This is a genomic window from Kitasatospora sp. NPDC004531 (genome assembly GCF_053602195.1).
In genome coordinates, this window is the sequence record NZ_JBSGDD010000056.1 from 1 (window position 1) to 16319 (window position 16319).

Genomic DNA, 16319 nt, shown 5'->3' on the forward strand with positions numbered 1-16319 from the left:
CACGCACTTCGAGGAACTTCGAAGCGGACTCGGTCTGCTGAACACCCATGACAGGGCTCCTTCTTGAGAGGGGGGACGAATCGTGACGAACCGGACCGCTCGGGGCGTGCTCCGCCCACGGGCGCGGTACGGGGATCAGGCGGTCGGGATCCGCAGGGCCAGCGGCTCGGCGCCCGGCCGGCAGTGCAGCTCGCAGCCGCTGCCGGGGGGCAGCAGCAGCCAGTGGCCGGGCAGCAGCCGGACGCCCTGCTCGGCGCCGGTGGGTCGGACCCGGCTTCCGCCGTGGTGCTGGAAGAGCAGCAGGCTGCTGCCCTCCGGTGCGGCGAGCCGCCGGACGGGCCGGCTCGGGGCGGGTTCCACGGGGCGGCCGAGGCGGTGGCGCAGGGTCTCGGCCCAGTGGGCGGCGCCCGAGGGGCTGTCCGTCCACAGCAGGGCCGGGCCGGTGCCGAGCCGGCGGTTCAGGAAGGCGACGACCTCGTGTGCCGGGTCGGCCGGACGGTCCTCGTCCTGTCCCCAGTGCACTGCGCCACCTCCCGTCCCGCTGTCCGGCGGGGCCCGGTGTGCCCCGTTGGCTCCCATACTGGGGCGCGGCGGCGCTGTCGGGCAGTCACGTGATGCCGGTCCCCAACGGGCGGTAACGGGCGGCCGGTAACGGGATCACGTGACAGCGGGGTCAGTCGTCGAGCAGTCCGGCCCGCGCGGCGGCGACGCCGGCCTGGAAGCGGCTCTCGGCGCCCAACTCGTCCATGATGTCGGCGATGTGGCGGCGCGCGGTGCGCAGCGACATGCCGAGGCGGCGGGCGATGGCCTCGTCCTTGAGGCCGGCGGCGAGCATCCGGACGATCGTGCGGTCGAGTTCCTGGGAGACCTGTTCGAGGCCGTCCTCGGCGGCGGCGGCGAACGGGCGGGCGAGCGTCCAGACCTGTTCGAAGATGCCGCAGAGGTAGGCGAGCAGCGCCTCCTGGCGGACCACCAGCGCCCCGTCGGAGCCGTCGTTGAGCGGCAGGAAGCCGACTTCGCGGTCGAAGACGATCAGTCGGCCGAACAGCTCGTGCACCGTCCGGTACTCGGCGCCGAGGGCGGTGGCGGCCTCCACGTAGGCCTGGCTGGGGCCGTTGAAGCGCGCGGTGTGGTGGTACAGGGTGCGGATCCGGACGCCCCGGCCGAGCAGGGCGCGGTCGCGGCCCAGCGCCTCCTCCATCGCGGCGGGGACGCGGGAGCCGCCGCCGGGCTGGCTGGTGAGCACCTCGTCGCGGCAGACGGCGGACGCCCGGTCGAGTGCGGCGCGGACTTCGTGCAGGTCGGCGATCACCTCGATCTCGCCGGCGTCGCCGCCCTGCCGGGCGGCCTGCTGGTGGAACGGCAGGAAGCCGGCCACCTGGGCCTGGCGGTGGGCGAGTTCGGCCCGGGTGCGCCGGATCTGCGCCTCGACGGGGGCGGCCAGGGCGGCGCTCGCGGTCTGCGGGGACAGCGCCCGGCAGCGCGCGGGGTCGGCCGGGTCGGGCTGCAGCAGCTGCCAGGAGGTCAGCCGGTCCAGGGCGGTGGCGGCGGCGGCCGGGTCGAGGCCCTGGCGGGCGAGGTGCCCGGCCAGGGCGTCGGGGTCGAGGCGGCCGTGCTCCAGGACCCAGGAGTAGGCCGCGGCGTCGGCCGGATCGGGTGTGAACCCGGGCTCGGCGCACGGGGTTCGGGCCGACGGGTCCGCGTTCGTCCCCCGGTCGTCCTGCGGCCGGAGCGGTTGGTGAGGTGGTCGCACGATGGTTCGGACACCCCGCCGGCCGTGCCGGTTCCCGGGTCAGAGCGGGCGGGCGTTCACCGGCAGCCAGTTGTCGGTGGTGTCGGTGAGCCCGATCCGCTCGGTGTCCCACGTGCCGTAGCGCGGGTTGACCTTGATGTGCAGGGCGGTGCCCGCGTCCACCAGGGCCTTGCGGATCGCCGCGTCGCCGGCGGCGCCGGACGGGTCCTGGCCGCCCGCCAGCTTGGTGAGGCCGAGCTGTTGGCGGTAGAAGCCGTCGATCCCGCCGGCCGGGACGCCCTGCTTCAGCCGCAGCAGCTCGGCCAGCTTGGCGTCGCCGCCCACCGCCTTGCTGTCGGCGCTGCGGGCCGCGCCGATCTCGCCCGCGTCGACCGTCAACCGGCGGTCCGCCAGCGCCCGTTCGATGACCTTGTCGAGGATCAGGTCGTTCACGGCGTGCCGGGCCAGCCCGGGCTGTTCGTCGGCCGCCGGGGCCCCGACCTGCGCGGCGTTGCTCTCCCGCACCGCCGACATCCTCGCCTGCACCTGCGCGACGGTGATCCGCTCGTCGCCGACCACGGCGGCGGCCCCCTGGTGCGCCGGCGCGCCGCCGCAGGCGGTGAGCGCGGCGGCGGCGACCGCGACGCCGATGGCGGCGCGCAGTCGGCGGACGGAGCTGATGCGGGTCACTGGGGCCTCCTGGTCGATGGAGCGCGTTCCGGTGGTGCTTCGCGTATGCGGTGGGACGAACAATAGGCAGCCCCGCCCCCGCGTGCCAGACCCCGCGCGCACGGTCGCCCGTCCGGGAGCGGACGTCGCCGTCGTCAGGTCGCGTACGGGTTGGTGGTGGTGCGGCGGGCGCCGAGCTGTTCGAGCCGGCCGCGCAGCCGGCGGACGTCCGGGTGGTGGGGGCCGTGGCGGCGTTCGGTCTCCAGCAGGAGTTCGAGCAGGGTCTGCCAGCCGGTCTCGGTGCGGCCGGTGCCCGCCAGCAGGACGCCGACCCGTTCGCGCAGCTCGGCGGCGTGCGGGGAGCCGGGCGGCAGGACGGCGAGCACGGCCTGGTACTCGGCGAGGGCCTCGTGGGCGCGGCCGAGCTGCTCCAGGCAGCGGGCGGCGTGCCGGCGGTGGTCGAGGGCCGCCGGGTCGTGCGGGCCGCGTTCGGCGGCGGCGGTGGCGGCCAGCAGGCGCAGTTCGGGCAGCGCCTCGGCCCACTGGTGTTCGGCGAGCAGGGTGCGGGCCCGGATGGCGCGGACGGTGTGCACCAGCGGCGCGCGCTCGCCCTGCTCGGCGACGGCCCGGGGCAGCAGCCGGGCGGACAGGTCGAGCACCTCGGTGTGCCGCCCGGCCGCGACCAGGTCGGAGAGCCGGGCGCACGCCCCGGCCAGGGTCTCGGTGCCGGACGGGGCGGGCGGGGCGGCGGGCACCGGCGGGGCGGCGGGCACCGGCGGCAGCGGGGGCGGGGGCGGCGCGTCGTGGACGGCTTCGGGCTGGTGGGGGTGCAGGTACGGGTCCGCCGGGTCGGGGACGGCGGGCAGCCGGGTGCGCGGCCGACCGGTCGGGACGGGCAGCAGCGGCAGCAGCAGGGCGTGCACCTCGACCGGGTCGGCGGGCCGCCGCTCCGGCTGCTTGGCGAGCAGCCGCAGCACCAACTCCTCCAGCACGGCGGGGACTTCGGCCCGCAGCGTGCGCAGCGCGCGGGGCGGGTCGTCGACCTGGCGGCGCAGTACGCCGAGTGCGGTGGGCGCGGGGAACGGGGGTTGGCCGGCCAGCATCTCGTGCAGCATGCAGCCGAGGGCGTACAGGTCGCTGCGGCGATCGGTGCCGGCGGCCATGGCCTGCTCGGGGGCCATGTAGGCGGGGCTGCCGATCGGGCTGCCGGTGAGGGTGAGGCGGGTGGCGGTGGGGTCGACGGCGGCGGCGATGCCGAGGTCGAGCAGGATCACCCGGCCGTCGGGTCTGACCATCACGTTACTGGGCTTGAGGTCGCGGTGGACGACCCCGGCCCCGTGCACGGCGGCCAGCGCGGCGCACAGCTGGCCGGCGACGGCGACGGCCCGCCCGACGGGCAGCGGGCCCTCCTCGGCGATCAGGTCGGCCAGGCTCATGCCGGGGACCCGCTGCATCACCAGGTAGAGCTCGTCGCCGTCGGCGCCCGCGTCGTACACGGTGACCAGCCCGGGGTGGTCGAGGGAGGCGCCGATCCGGCACTCGCGCAGGAACCGCTGCCGCAGCAGGTCGCCCTGGCTGTCGCCGCGCCCGGCCGGGGGCGGCAGCACGTCGGTGCGCAGCAGCTTGACCGCGACCTCCCGGCCCAGCTGCGCGTCCCGGGCGGACCAGACCTGGCCCATCCCGCCGTGCCCGATCTTCCGGTCGAGCAGGTACCGCCCGCCGACGGTGCGGCTCACCGCTGCCCGTCCCCGGCCTGACGGCGCAGCAGTTCACCGAGTTCGCGCAGCTCGGCCGTCCCGGTCGCACCGCTCGGGGCGTCGGCGGCCGGCGGCCCGGCGGGCGGGTACGGGGCGGGCGCCATCGGCAGGGTGGGGGCCTGCGGCGGGGCGGCGTACGGGTACGCCCCGGCCGCCGGGTAGGCCGGGTACGGGTGGGCCGGCGGGGCGGCGGCCGGCCAGCAGCGGCGCTGGTTCAGCAGCACGAAGTGCACCGGCGCGCCGAGCCACAGCGGGAGCACCAGCAGCAGCGCCGTCCAGTTGTCGATCTGCCCGCCCGTCGGGGTCAGCCCGACGGACACGTACATCGCCAGCTGCATCAGCCCGATGACGACCGCGCCGACGACGTCGACCCGGCGCCGCCGTCCGACCGCCAGCACCAGCGAGGGCACCATGCCCAGGAGCCCGAGGGTCAGCACCGGCAACGCGACGCACAGCAGCGTCACCCAGATCCGGTACGGGCCGGAGACGGCGCGGGCGGGCATGGACGCTCCTCGGCGACGGCGGGGCAGTGCTTCGCACACGCTACCGCCACCGCCCGCCGCGCCGAGAGCCTGCTGCACGCCCTGACTGACCGTCAGGCCGGACCGGCCGCCCCGGCGGCGAGCGCGTCGGTGAGCGCCCGGGTCAGCGTGCGGGCCTCGGCGGCGGCCCGGGCCAGCGCCGCCTCGTAGTCGGCGATCCGCCGGAACGCCGCCCCCAGCGCCCGCTGCTGCTCGACCGGGACGCGCGGCACCTCGACCCGCCGGATGTCCAGCCGGCTGGTGGTGGACGCGTAGCTGCTGGCCCGCCGGCCGGCGCCGGTGGCGCGCAGCTGGCCGGCCAGGAAGTCGGCGTCGAGCAGCGCCGGGTCGGGCCGCAGCAGGTGCAGCCTGGCCCCGAGTGCCGCGCCGAGGTACGGGCTGCCGGGGTGCACGGCCTGCGCGCCCTCGCCGCCCAGCGCCGGCACCAGCACGTCGCCCCGGCGGATCGTCACGCCCTCCGCGTCGGTGGCGGCGCTCGGCGGGGCGGCGGCCTGGAGGTCCTGGTCGGTGAGCAGCGGGGTGCGGCCGCCGGGGCGGGCGGGGGCGCCCTGGCCGGAGGAGTGCACCTCCAGCGCGCCGGAGCGGGCGAGTTCGCCGATGCCGACCTGCGGGGGCGCGGGGGCGCCGGTGGCGGCGAGGGCGGGCAGGGCGGCGTCCAGGTCGGCGAGCCGGGCGAGTTCGGCGGCCAGCCGCTCGCGCAGCGCGCCCACCGCGTCGGGGGCGGCCTCGACGGGCAGATCGGGCAGGTGGCGGGCGGGGGTGAGGTCGGTCTCGTCGTCCAGCAGGTCGAGCGCGGGCACGGCGCGCGACCGGCCGGGGCGGTCGGCGGGCAGCGGGCCGCCGCCGCGGGCGGCACCGTCGAACGCCCGCCACGCCGCCGTGATCTCCTCCTGGAGCGCGTCCCGGTCGATCCGCTCGCGGCCGCCGTCGGCGGCGGCGTCCAGCAGCAGCAGGTGCCGGAAGTCGTCGCCGGGCTCCGGACCGCGCAGCACCCACACGTGCAGCGGCACGCCGTACGGCGGGGCGACGCCGGCGGGCAGCGCGATCACGGCGCGCAGCGCGCCCGAGCGGACCAGTTCGGCCCGCACCCGGCGGCCGGCCCGGCGGGAGGCGACGGTGGGCGGCAGCAGCAGCACGGCCGTCCCGCCGGGGCGGGTGTGCGCCAGGCAGTGCAGCACCCACGCCAGTTCGGACTCGCCGCGCGGCGGCACCACCCCGCCGGGCCAGCGGCTGTCGTACTGCAACTGGTCGTGGCCCCAGTCGCGTTCGTTGTACGGCGGCCGGCAGAGCACCGCGTCGGCGGCCGCCCCGGGGAACGCGTCCGCCCGCAGCGCGTCGCCGGCCCGGACGTCCACCGGCAGCGGGCCGGGGCGGTCGGCGGGCGCGGCCAGCGCGAGCCGCAGCAGGGCGACGCCGGCCAGGCCCGGGTCGGCGTCCTGCCCGAGCCGCACGGCGGGCGCGGCGGCCAGCAGCACCCCGCCGGCGCCGCACGCCGGGTCCAGCACCGTCCGGTCCTCGCCCGGCGGGCCCGCCAGGGCGGCCATCAGGGCGGCGGTCCCGGCCGGAATCGGCTGCTGGAGACGGGGGTTGGCCTCGGTGTACCTGGCCAGCAGCTGCTCGTACGCGGCGGCCGGGGTGCTCTCGGCGGTCAGCCGGGCCAGCAGCCGGGCCAGGTCCAGGTGGGTGGCGCCGGCGATCACCGGCAGCCCGAGCGTCGCCGCCGCGTCCGGGCCGAACAGCGCCCCGGCGGTGCGGCGCAGCGCCTTGGGCAGCGCGGTGGCCAGCCGGGTGTCGGGCTGCCCCGCCAACTCGGCCCACCCGGCGGGCTCCCGGTGCAGCAGGAGCAGCAGCGAACCCGCCTCCACCAGCGGGGCGATCGCGCTGCCGGCCGGGTCGCGGAGCAGCTCCAGCTGCTGCCAGACCCGTTCCAGCAACGGCAGTTCGGCGAGCTTCCCCTGCGCCCGCAGCCACTGCTCCACCTGGTCGAGCCGGAACGTCGGACTGGTCTCGGTGCCGCCCGCCGGTCGCGGGAAGTCGGGGTGGCGCCGGCGCCAGTTGGACACGGCGGCCCGGCCGACACCGGCGAGCCGGGCGATCTCGGCGGCCGTGACCTCGGGACGTTCCGACATGCGGCCTCCTCAGCGGCGGGATGTGGCCACACAGCATAGCCAGAACGATGCCCCGACCCGTTCACACGTGAACAGAGACGTTTTGTGAATCGTCATTGACACCGTTCACAGCCAAGGCTTTACTTGAGCCGTCGCCGGAACCCCGGCCACCACCGCAGAATCCTGGGGGAGAGCCCGCCATGTCCGTCCGCCTCAGCACCCGCCGCACCGCCGCCGTCCTCCTCGGCGCCTGCCTGCTCGCCGCCGCGACGGCCTGCGGCCCCGAGAACACGGTCTCCACCACCCCCAAGAGCGACGCCCCCGCCGCCACCGCCTCCTCCGGCGAGCAGCCCAAGGCCGACAGCCCCTCGACGGCCAAGCTCGGCGACACCCTCGCCCTCAAGGGCGTGGAGAAGACCAACGCGGCGGACGTCACGCTGGTGAAGGTCGTCGACAACGCGGAAGGCGCGGACGAGTACACGAAGCCCGCCGACGGCAAGCGCTTCGTCTCCGTCCAGTTCCGCATCAAGGCCACCGGCAGCGCGGCCTACGCCGACGCCCCCGCCAACAGCGCGAAGGTCCTCGACGCCCAGGGCCAGGGCTACAGCTCCACCGTCGCCGAGACCAAGGCCGGCCCGGAATTCCCCGTCCCCGCGAACATCGCCCCCGGCGAGAGCGCCCTCGGCTTCATCACCTTCGAGATCCCGACCGACGCCAAGCTCGACAAGATCCAGTTCGCCCTGGACAGCGGCTTCGCCCAGCAGACGGGCCAGTGGAAGCTGTAACAGGAACGCGCGATACGCGGATGGGCGCGAAAACAGGGGCGCGGGGAACTGCGCGAGGGGGAACGCACCCGCCAGAAAGATCGCGACGCAGGACAATGACCTGCACTTGATCGCGACCCAGCTGACGCGCGCTCCCTTCCCGCGCAGTTCCCCGCGCCCCCGGTTGTGCTCCTACTTCTTGAGGTCGTCGAACATCGTGGTCAGGAACTCCGTGCACCACGACAGCAACTCCCGCCCCACCAGCGGCTTGCCGCCAATGCGGCCGCCCGAGCTCGGCCGGGGCACCAGCAGCTGCTGCGCCGCGGCCTTGAGCTGGGTGCGCGGGTAGAGCCGGTTCAGCCGCAGCTGCTGCGACTCCCGCAGCTCCACCGGCCCGAAGCGGACGAAGTTGCCCTGCAGGGTGATGTCGCCGATGCCGCAGCGCCGCGCGAACAGTCGCAGGCCGGCCACCAGCAGCAGGTTCTCCACCGGCTCGGGCAGCTTGCCGTAGCGGTCGGTGAGCTCCTCGCGGACCTGCTCGATGTTCTCCTCCGAGTTGACCGCCGCGATCGACCGGTACGCCTGGAGCCGCAGCCGCTCGCCGGGCGCGTAGTCGTGCGGGACGTGCGCGTCCACCGGGAGCTCGATCTTGACCTCCAGCGGCTCCTCCTCCGGCTCCGCGCCGCCCTCCTCCAGCGACTGCCGGAAGTCGGCGACGGCCTCGCCGACCATCCGCATGTAGAGGTCGAAGCCGACGCCGGCGATGTGCCCGGACTGTTCGCCGCCGAGCAGGTTGCCCGCGCCGCGGATCTCCAGGTCCTTCATGGCGACGTACATGCCGGCGCCCATCTCGGTGTGCTGGGCGATGGTGGCGAGGCGCTCGTGCGCGGTCTCGGTGAGCGGCTTCTCCGGCGGGTACAGCATGTACGCGTACCCGCGTTCGCGGCCTCGGCCGACGCGTCCGCGCAGCTGGTGGAGCTGCGAGAGCCCGAAGGTGTCGCCGCGTTCGACGATCAGGGTGTTGGCGTTGGAGATGTCGATGCCGGATTCGACGATGGTGGTGGAGACCAGCACGTCGAACTCCTTCTCCCAGAAGTCGACGACGACCTTCTCCAGCTGGGTCTCCCCCATCTGCCCGTGCGCGGTGGCGACCCGGGCCTCCGGCACCAGGTCCTTGATCCGCGCCGCCGCCTTGTCGATCGACTCGACGCGGTTGTGGATGTAGAAGACCTGCCCCTCGCGCAGCAGTTCGCGCCGGATCGCGGCGGCGATCTGCTTCTCGTCGTACGGCCCGACGAAGGTCAGGACGGGGTGGCGCTCCTCGGGCGGGGTGGTGATGGTGGACATCTCGCGGATGCCGGTGACCGCCATCTCCAGGGTGCGCGGGATCGGGGTGGCGGACATGGTGAGCACGTCCACGTTGGCCCGGAGCTTCTTCAGCTGCTCCTTGTGCTCGACGCCGAAGCGCTGTTCCTCGTCGACGATGACCAGGCCGAGGTCCTTGAACCGGGTCTCCGAGGAGAACAGCCGGTGGGTGCCGATGACCACGTCCACCGAGCCTTCGAACAGGCCCTCCAGGACGGCCTTCGCCTCGGTGTCGGTCTGGAACCGGGACAGCGCCTTCACGTTGACCGGGAAGTTCGCGTACCGCTCGGCGAAGGTCGAGAAGTGCTGCTGCACCAGCAGCGTGGTGGGCACCAGCACCGCCACCTGCTTGCCGTCCTGCACGGCCTTGAAGGCGGCCCGGACGGCGATCTCGGTCTTGCCGTAGCCGACGTCGCCGCAGATCAGCCGGTCCATCGGGACGGACTTCTCCATGTCGGCCTTGACCTCGCCGATGGTGGTCAGCTGGTCGGGCGTCTCGGCGTACGGGAAGGCGTCCTCCAACTCCCGCTGCCAGGGCGTGTCCTGGCCGAAGGCGTGGCCGGGGGCGGCCATCCGCGCCGAGTACAGCTTGATCAGGTCGGCGGCGATCTCCTTGACGGCCTTCTTGGCGCGCTGCTTGGTCTTGGCCCAGTCCGCGCCGCCGAGGCGGTGCAGGGTCGGGGCCTCGCCGCCCACGTACTTGGTGACCTGGTCGAGCTGGTCGGTGGGCACGAACAGCCGGTCGCCGGGGTGGCCGCGCTTCGCGGGGGCGTACTCCAGCACCAGGTACTCGCGGGTGGCGCCCTGCACGGTGCGCTGCACCATCTCCACGTACCGGCCGACGCCGTGCTGCTCGTGCACCACGTAGTCGCCGGCGGCCAGCGCCAGCGGGTCGATGGCGTTGCGGCGGCGGGACGGCATCCGGCGCATGTCCTTGGTGGACGACTTCTGGCCGGACAGGTCGGTCTCGGTGATGACGGTGAGCTTGAGGGTCTCGTCGACGAAGCCGTGCTCGATCGAGCCGCAGGAGACGTACACGACGTCCCGGGTGGGGGCCTCGGCGAGGTCGGCGACCAGCCGGGCCGCGATGCCCTCGTTGCCGAGCACCTCGGCCAGCCGGGCGGCCGGGCCGTGGCCCTCCGTCACCAGCACCACCCGCCAGTCGGCGGCCAGCCGCTCCTTGGCGTCGGCGATCGCCCGCGCGGTGTCGCCCCGGTACGCCTCGACGGCGTGCATGCCCAACGTCAGCGTGTCGGCGTCGCCGTGCCAACCAGCGGCTCCGCCGCGGGCAAGAATCTCCGACACCGTCGAGTCACTGGTCGCGAACGGGCTCACCGACCACCACGGCAGCCCGATCTCCGCGGCGTGCTCGCGCACGTCCGCCAGCGACCACAGCGACGCGGCGGAGACGTCGATCGCCTCCAGGTCGATCGGCCGGTCGGCGCCGGCCGCGGCGGCCACCCAGGACGCGGCCAGGAACTCCTGGCTGGTGGCGACCAGGTCGGCGGCCCGGGTGCGGACCCGCTCGGGGTCGCAGACCACGGCGATCGAACCGGTGGGCAGCACGTCGAGCAGCAGCTCCATGTCGTCGACCAGCACGGGGGCCAGCGACTCCATGCCCTCGACCGCAATGCCCTGCGCGATCTTGTCCAGGATCTCGCCCAACTCCGGGTGCCGCGCGGCCAGTTCGGCGGCCCGGGCGCGCACCTCGTCGGTCAGCAGCAGCTCGCGGCAGGGCGGTGCCCACAGGCCGTGGTCGGCGATCTCCAGCGACCGCTGGTCGGCGATCTTGAAGTAGCGGATCTCCTCGACGTCGTCGCCCCAGAACTCCACCCGCAGCGGGTGCTCCTCGGTCGGCGGGAAGACGTCCAGGATGCCGCCGCGCACGGCGAACTCGCCGCGCTTCTCGACCAGTTCGACCCGGGCGTAGGCGGCGGCCGCGAGCTTGCGGGCGACCTCGTCCAGGTCGTGCTGCTCACCGCGCTGCAGGGCCACCGGCTCCAGCTCGGCCAGGCCCTTCACCTGCGGCTGCAGCACACTGCGCACGGGGGCGACCACCACCTGCACCGGCCCGGCGGCCGGGTCGTCGGCCCTCGGGTGGACGATCCGGCGCAGCACGGCGAGGCGGCGGCCGACGGTGTCCGAGCGCGGCGAGAGGCGCTCGTGCGGCAGCGTCTCCCAGGCCGGGAACTCGGCGACCGCGTCGGGCGGCAGCAGGGAGCGCAGCGAGGCGGCGAGGTCCTCGGCCTCCCGGCCGGTGGCGGTGACCGCCAGCACCGGGCGGCCTCTCCCACCGGCCCGGGCGGCCAGGGAGCGGGCCAGTGCCGCGATCGCGAACGGCCGCGCGGCGGGCGGGCCGACCAGGTCGAGGTGCTGCCTGTGCCCCGTGGCCGCCGCCTCGATCGCCTCGGCGATTGCGGCGTCCCGTACGACGACATCGAGCAGTCCGGACAGGCTCATACGTCAAGTTCTCCACGACGGGGAGTGGCCCGGCGACAGACGGCCGCCGGGCAGCGCGACAGTCCCGGAGCGCGGTGCGCCCGGGGGGTGTCCAGCCTACGCCGAGCGGGGGCCGGGCACGCGGCGCGGCGTCCCGGGCGGCGACTCACCGGTATTCGTACCGGCTCGTCCAGAGATCACGTACCCGACACACTCCTGTCATTGTTTGTCCATGGTGGCCGCGCAGGATGGTGTGCAGCGCAGGCCGCATCCAACCGTGGGGGATGGCTGTGGAAGCGCGATCGCACCTTCTCGATGGGGGTCGGGAGTGCGAAGGCCGGGCGACCCTGGGTGGGGGCGCCCGTGCCACTCACGCCGGGACTCGCGGCGCCTGCCTGGGGCGGGCGCCGCGAGATCTCGGCGTCGGCACGTTGTCGGCCGGCCACTTCCGGCGAAGCACCGCGCGCGGCGGGCGGGGCTCCGTACCCTCGTGTGAAGAAGGTGTGGGGACGCCGGGTCTTTCCAGGGGGTTGGGTTCGTCATGCGTGTCGTCATCGCAGGTCAGGGCTATGTCGGTCTCCCGCTCGCGGTCCGCGCCGCCGAGGTGGGCCACCAGGTCGTCGGGTACGACGTGGACGAACGCCGGATCAAGCGGCTCGCGGTCGGCGAGTCGTACGTCGAGGACATCCCGGCCGAGCGGCTGCGCCCGCTGCTGGACGCCGGCCGCTACCTGCCGACCGCCGATCCGGCCGACGTGGCGGGCTTCGACGTCGCCGTGATCACCGTCCCGACGCCGCTGCGGGACGGCGTCCCCGACCTCTCCTTCATCGAGGCGTCGGCGAAGCTGCTGGCCCGGCACCTGAAGCGCGGGGCGACGGTGGTGCTGGAGTCCACCACCTACCCGGGCACCACGGAGGAGCTGCTGGCGCCGCTGCTGGAGGCGGGCAGCGGGCTGCGCGCGGGGGCGGACTTCCACCTCGGCTACAGCCCGGAGCGGATCGACCCGGGCAACCCGGTGTGGAAGCTGGAGAACACGCCCAAGGTGGTCTCCGGCACCACGCCGGACGGGCTGGCGGCCGTCGGCGGCTTCTACGGGGAGCTGGTGGAGCGGACGGTGCCGGTGTCCTCCTGCAAGGAGGCCGAGCTGACCAAGCTGCTGGAGAACACCTTCCGGCACGTCAACATCGCGCTGGTCAACGAGCTGGCGATGTTCGCGCACGACCTCGGCATCGACGTCTGGGAGGCCATCGACGCGGCCTCCACCAAGCCGTTCGGCTTCCTGCGCTTCACGCCCGGCCCGGGCGTCGGCGGCCACTGCCTGCCGATCGACCCGTCGTACCTGTCCTGGCGGGTGGAGCGCGCCCTCGGCCAGTCGTTCCGGTTCGTCGAACTCGCCAACGACGTCAACAGCCACATGCCGGACTACGTGGTCCGCCGCCTCACCGAGGCCCTCAACCAGCGCCGCCGCAGCGTCAACGGCTCCCGGGTGCTGCTGCTCGGCCTGGCCTACAAGAAGAACACCGGCGACGCCCGCGAGACCCCGGCGGCCCGGATCGTCGAACTCCTCACCCGCCAGGGCGCCGAGGTCCGGGCCGCCGACCCGCACGTCGTCGCGGGCGTCCACGTCGCCGAACCCCGCCTCCCCGGCCACGACGCGGGCCCCCTCGCCACCGTCCACCGCGTCGAGGCCACCCCCGCCGAACTCGCCGCCGCCGACGCGGTCGTCCTGCTCGCCGACCACGACGAGTTCGACTTCGACGCCGTCACCGCCCACGCCCGGTACGTCCTGGACTGCCGCCACCGCCTGACGGGCCCGGCGGTCGAGGTGCTGTGACGCGCCGGTCCGGCCGGTCCTGCCGGGCGGACCGGCCCTACGAGCGGCGCGCGGCGGCGTCCGAGCGGCGCACGAACACGGCCACGCCGGCCACCGCCGCCACCGACAGCCCGCCGGCCGCCGCCCACCAGCGCCAGGCCCCCGGCTCGGCGGGCGCGGCGGCGGTGGGCGCGGCGGTGGCGGTCGGGGAGGCCGTCGGGCGGGCGGGCGGCTGGGTGGGCGCGGCCCGGTCGTCGTTGGTGAAGGTGAAGCGGCCCTGGAGCGGTGCGCCGTCGGCCGCGACGGTCCGCCAGGTGACCTGGATCGGGCCGCGCGGCAGGCGGCCGACCTTCTGCTGGATGTCGTGGCCGCTCGCGGTGGGCGCGCCCTCGGCGTACGACCTCCCGTCCGTGCCGGCGACCGCGATCGTGGTGTAGCCGGGCTGCACCGCGCTGTCGAAGGTCAGCGTGACCACCGACGGCGTCTCGGACACCACGGCGTCGGCGGCCGGACCGGAGGCGAGCAGCTGCGCGTGCGCCTGCGCGGCCGGCGCGGGCAGCAGGACGGCGCACGCGGACAGCGTCGCCGCGGCGAGGAGGGCGGGGGCTCGGAGCTTCACGGCACAGTGGTCGGCCGCGGCGCCCGGGAAGTTCCCACCACCGGGCGGGAACTTCCCGTCCCCCGGCTCCGACCACTGCGGTACCAGCGGGAACGCGACCCGCAACGAACCGAAAGCCGATGCACCCCATGCCGACCACCGCCCCCTCCGCCGCCCCGCACCGCTCCCGCCCCCGTGCCCTCGTGCTCGCCGCGACGGCCGCCGCGATAGCCCTGACCGCCCTCACCGCCTGCGGCAGCGGCGACTCGTCCGCCGACAGGGGCGGCCCGAGCGCGACGGTCGTCGCGGCGCCGGTGACGGTCCAGGACCCGTGGGTGAAGGCGTCCGACTCCGGCATGACCGGCCTGTTCGGCACCCTGGTCAACACCACCGGCGGCCAGGTCACCGTGGTGTCGGGCGCGTCCGCCGTCGCGGAGAAGACCGAGCTGCACGAGGTCGCGGACGTGGACGGCAAGCCCACCATGCGCCCGAAGGAGGGCGGCTTCGTCATCCCCGCGAAGGCCTCCCACGAGCTCAAGCCGGGCGCCGACCACATCATGCTGATGGGCCTGGGCCAGCCCGTGAAGCCGGGCGACGAAGTGACCGTGACGCTCACCCTCGACGACGGCCGGACGGTGAAGTTCACCGCCGTCGCCAAGGCGTTCGCGGGCGGCAAGGAGGACTACAACCCCGGCATGGCGAAGGGCTGATCCCCTCATGGACACCAGCCCCGCCACCGCCCCGGCGGTGGGCCGCCGCCGCCTGCTGGCCGGTGGCGCCCTCACCCTCGGCGGCGCGCTCGCCGGAGCCGCGGTCGGCGCCGGAGCCGCGGTCGGCGCCACCGCCCGCGGTGACGCCCGCCCGCAGCCGCAGCCGCCCGCGTTCGGCCGGCAGACCGTGCCCTTCCACGGGCCGCACCAGGCCGGGATCGAGACGCCCGCGCAGGCCCACGGCGTCTTCCTCGGCTTCGACCTGAACGACGGGGTGGACCGCGCGGCGCTCGGCCGGATGATGCGGCTGCTCACCGACGACGCCGTCCGGCTCACCCGCGGCGAGCCGGCGCTCGCCGACACCGAGGCCGAACTCGCGGCGCTCCCGGCCAGGTTGACGGTCACCTTCGGGTTCGGCCCGGGCCTGTTCCGGGCCGCCGGGCTCGACGACCGGCGGCCCGCCTCGCTCGAACCGCTGCCCCCGTTCGCCATCGACCGGCTCCAGGACCGGTGGTGCGGCGGCGACCTGCTGATCCAGATCTGCGCCGACGACCCGCTCACCGTGGCGCACGCCCAGCGGATGCTGATCAAGGACGCCCGCACCTTCGCCCGGCTGCGCTGGGCCCAGCGCGGCTTCCGCAACGGGCGCGGCATGCAGGCCGACGCCACCACCCAGCGCAACCTGATGGGCCAGGTCGACGGCACCGTCAACCCGGCGCCCGACAGCGACGTCTTCACCCGTGCGGTGTGGACCGACGCCGGCCCGCAGTGGCTGCGCGGCGGCACCACCCTGGTCCTGCGCCGGATCCGGATGGAGGTGGAGACCTGGGACGTCGCCGACACCAGGGCCAAGGAGTTCTCCGTCGGCCGGACCCTCGGCACCGGCGCCCCGCTCACCGGCACCGCCGAGCACGACGAGCCCGACTACGACGCCAAGGACGCGCTCGGCTTCCCGGTCATCCCGGAGTTCGCGCACATCCGCCGGGCCCACGTGGCCGACCCCGGGCAGCGCATCTTCCGCCGCCCGTACAACTACGACGACGCCCCGGCCGCGGACGGGACCCCCGACACCGGCCTGCTCTTCGCGTCCTTCCAGCGGGACATCGCCGACCAGTTCCTGCCCATCCAGCGCGCCCTCGCCGCCTCCGACCAGCTCAACCAGTGGACCACCCCGATCGGCTCCGCCGTCTTCGCGATCCCCCCGGGCTGCGAGCCCGACGGCTGGATCGGCCGGACCCTGCTCGACTGACACCACCAGGGTCTTCACAACACAGTGCCCCGTCGCCCACTCGGGCGACGGGGCACTACCGATCATGCTGTTCTACTTCACCCGGCCGGTGCCGTCTCCGAACTCGGAGCGTGCGGGTTGATCACGTAGAAGTAGACCACTCCTTTGGCTTCGTTGACGAGGAACTTCCCGGAGAATCCGTCCGAGGTCACGTACTTGTCGAATTCCTCACTGTGCACCCACCCTGTCGGAACGTCCAGAAGCGGGTCGAGGCCCGCCGGATATCCGCTCGGACTGTCCGGTTCCCAATCCTGTTCCTGCGCCAGGACCTCCCGGAGCCGCTTGTCATCCGGCCACGCCAGACCGAAGATCTGCAGATCCGTCGGGCCGATCGCCCGCGAGTCGTCGGACGGCTGCACGAGGGCCCAACGGGCCCGCTCCATACTGCCCAGATTGGGCAGCTGGGCGGAGATCCCCGCCACATCGTCGCGGATCGTCACCGAAGCGGAACTCGCCTTGCGGGCACCGGGCCTCTCCGACCACAGTCCACAGGCGGTCGCGGAGGCGCAGACAGCGACCGTCAGAGCCGCCACC

13 protein-coding genes are annotated in these 16319 nt (G+C 74.8%); 4 read left to right on the top strand and 9 right to left on the bottom strand.

The features are described 5' to 3' along the window. Positions 1-135: 135 nt before the first annotated feature. The 6 genes from ACWEMJ_RS21750 to ACWEMJ_RS21775 all read right to left on the bottom strand — a co-directional run bounded on the left by ACWEMJ_RS21750 (position 136) and on the right by ACWEMJ_RS21775 (position 6829). Entirely contained in the window at positions 136-522 is a 387-nt protein-coding gene (locus ACWEMJ_RS21750; protein ID WP_452138736.1) for a hypothetical protein, read from the bottom strand. A gap of 151 nt (positions 523-673) precedes the next feature. Beyond that, positions 674-1753: a helix-turn-helix transcriptional regulator gene (locus tag ACWEMJ_RS21755; protein ID WP_452138737.1), complete on the bottom strand. Its 1080-nt coding sequence runs from the start codon at positions 1751-1753 to the stop codon at positions 674-676. A 39-nt stretch (positions 1754-1792) separates the two neighbouring features. Next, a complete protein-coding gene (locus ACWEMJ_RS21760; protein ID WP_452138738.1) occupies positions 1793-2422 on the bottom strand; it encodes a SurA N-terminal domain-containing protein in 630 nt (209 codons plus the stop codon). 134 nt (positions 2423-2556) lie between these two features. Beyond that, a complete protein-coding gene (locus ACWEMJ_RS21765; protein ID WP_452138739.1) occupies positions 2557-4137 on the bottom strand; it encodes a protein kinase domain-containing protein in 1581 nt (526 codons plus the stop codon). Continuing rightward, positions 4134-4661: a hypothetical protein gene (locus ACWEMJ_RS21770; protein ID WP_452138740.1), complete on the bottom strand. Its 528-nt coding sequence runs from the start codon at positions 4659-4661 to the stop codon at positions 4134-4136. The genes ACWEMJ_RS21765 and ACWEMJ_RS21770 overlap by 4 nt, the downstream gene beginning before the upstream one ends. Positions 4662-4753: 92 nt before the next feature. Beyond that, positions 4754-6829: an N-6 DNA methylase gene (locus ACWEMJ_RS21775; RefSeq protein ID WP_452138741.1), complete on the bottom strand. Its 2076-nt coding sequence runs from the start codon at positions 6827-6829 to the stop codon at positions 4754-4756. 179 nt (positions 6830-7008) lie between these two features. Here ACWEMJ_RS21775 and ACWEMJ_RS21780 point away from each other — a divergent pair, with 179 nt between their 5' ends. After that, positions 7009-7593 carry a DUF4352 domain-containing protein gene (locus tag ACWEMJ_RS21780; protein ID WP_452138742.1) on the top strand — a complete coding sequence of 195 codons (585 nt, stop codon included), beginning with the start codon at positions 7009-7011 and terminating at the stop codon, positions 7591-7593. A 171-nt stretch (positions 7594-7764) separates the two neighbouring features. Here ACWEMJ_RS21780 and mfd read toward each other — a convergent pair whose 3' ends face one another. Next, positions 7765-11397 carry a transcription-repair coupling factor gene (mfd, locus tag ACWEMJ_RS21785; RefSeq protein ID WP_452138743.1) on the bottom strand — a complete coding sequence of 1211 codons (3633 nt, stop codon included), beginning with the start codon at positions 11395-11397 and terminating at the stop codon, positions 7765-7767. A gap of 520 nt (positions 11398-11917) precedes the next feature. Here mfd and ACWEMJ_RS21790 point away from each other — a divergent pair. Continuing rightward, positions 11918-13210: a nucleotide sugar dehydrogenase gene (locus ACWEMJ_RS21790; protein WP_452138744.1), complete on the top strand. Its 1293-nt coding sequence runs from the start codon at positions 11918-11920 to the stop codon at positions 13208-13210. A 37-nt stretch (positions 13211-13247) separates the two neighbouring features. Here ACWEMJ_RS21790 and ACWEMJ_RS21795 read toward each other — a convergent pair whose 3' ends face one another. Further along, complete coding sequence (locus tag ACWEMJ_RS21795) at positions 13248-13808, bottom strand: copper resistance CopC family protein (RefSeq protein ID WP_452138745.1); 561 nt, start codon at positions 13806-13808, stop codon at positions 13248-13250. Between the two features lie 128 nt (positions 13809-13936). Here ACWEMJ_RS21795 and ACWEMJ_RS21800 point away from each other — a divergent pair, with 128 nt between their 5' ends. Together ACWEMJ_RS21800 and ACWEMJ_RS21805 are read left to right on the top strand one after the other, a co-directional pair. Continuing rightward, complete coding sequence (locus ACWEMJ_RS21800; RefSeq protein ID WP_452138746.1) at positions 13937-14497, top strand: copper chaperone PCu(A)C; 561 nt, start codon at positions 13937-13939, stop codon at positions 14495-14497. A gap of 7 nt (positions 14498-14504) precedes the next feature. Then, entirely contained in the window at positions 14505-15746 is a 1242-nt protein-coding gene (locus tag ACWEMJ_RS21805) for a Dyp-type peroxidase (protein WP_452138747.1), read from the top strand. A gap of 77 nt (positions 15747-15823) precedes the next feature. On the opposite strand, the gene ACWEMJ_RS21810 is transcribed toward ACWEMJ_RS21805, so the two are convergent. After that, a complete protein-coding gene (locus ACWEMJ_RS21810) occupies positions 15824-16225 on the bottom strand; it encodes a hypothetical protein (RefSeq protein WP_452138748.1) in 402 nt (133 codons plus the stop codon). Positions 16226-16319: the final 94 nt, after the last annotated feature.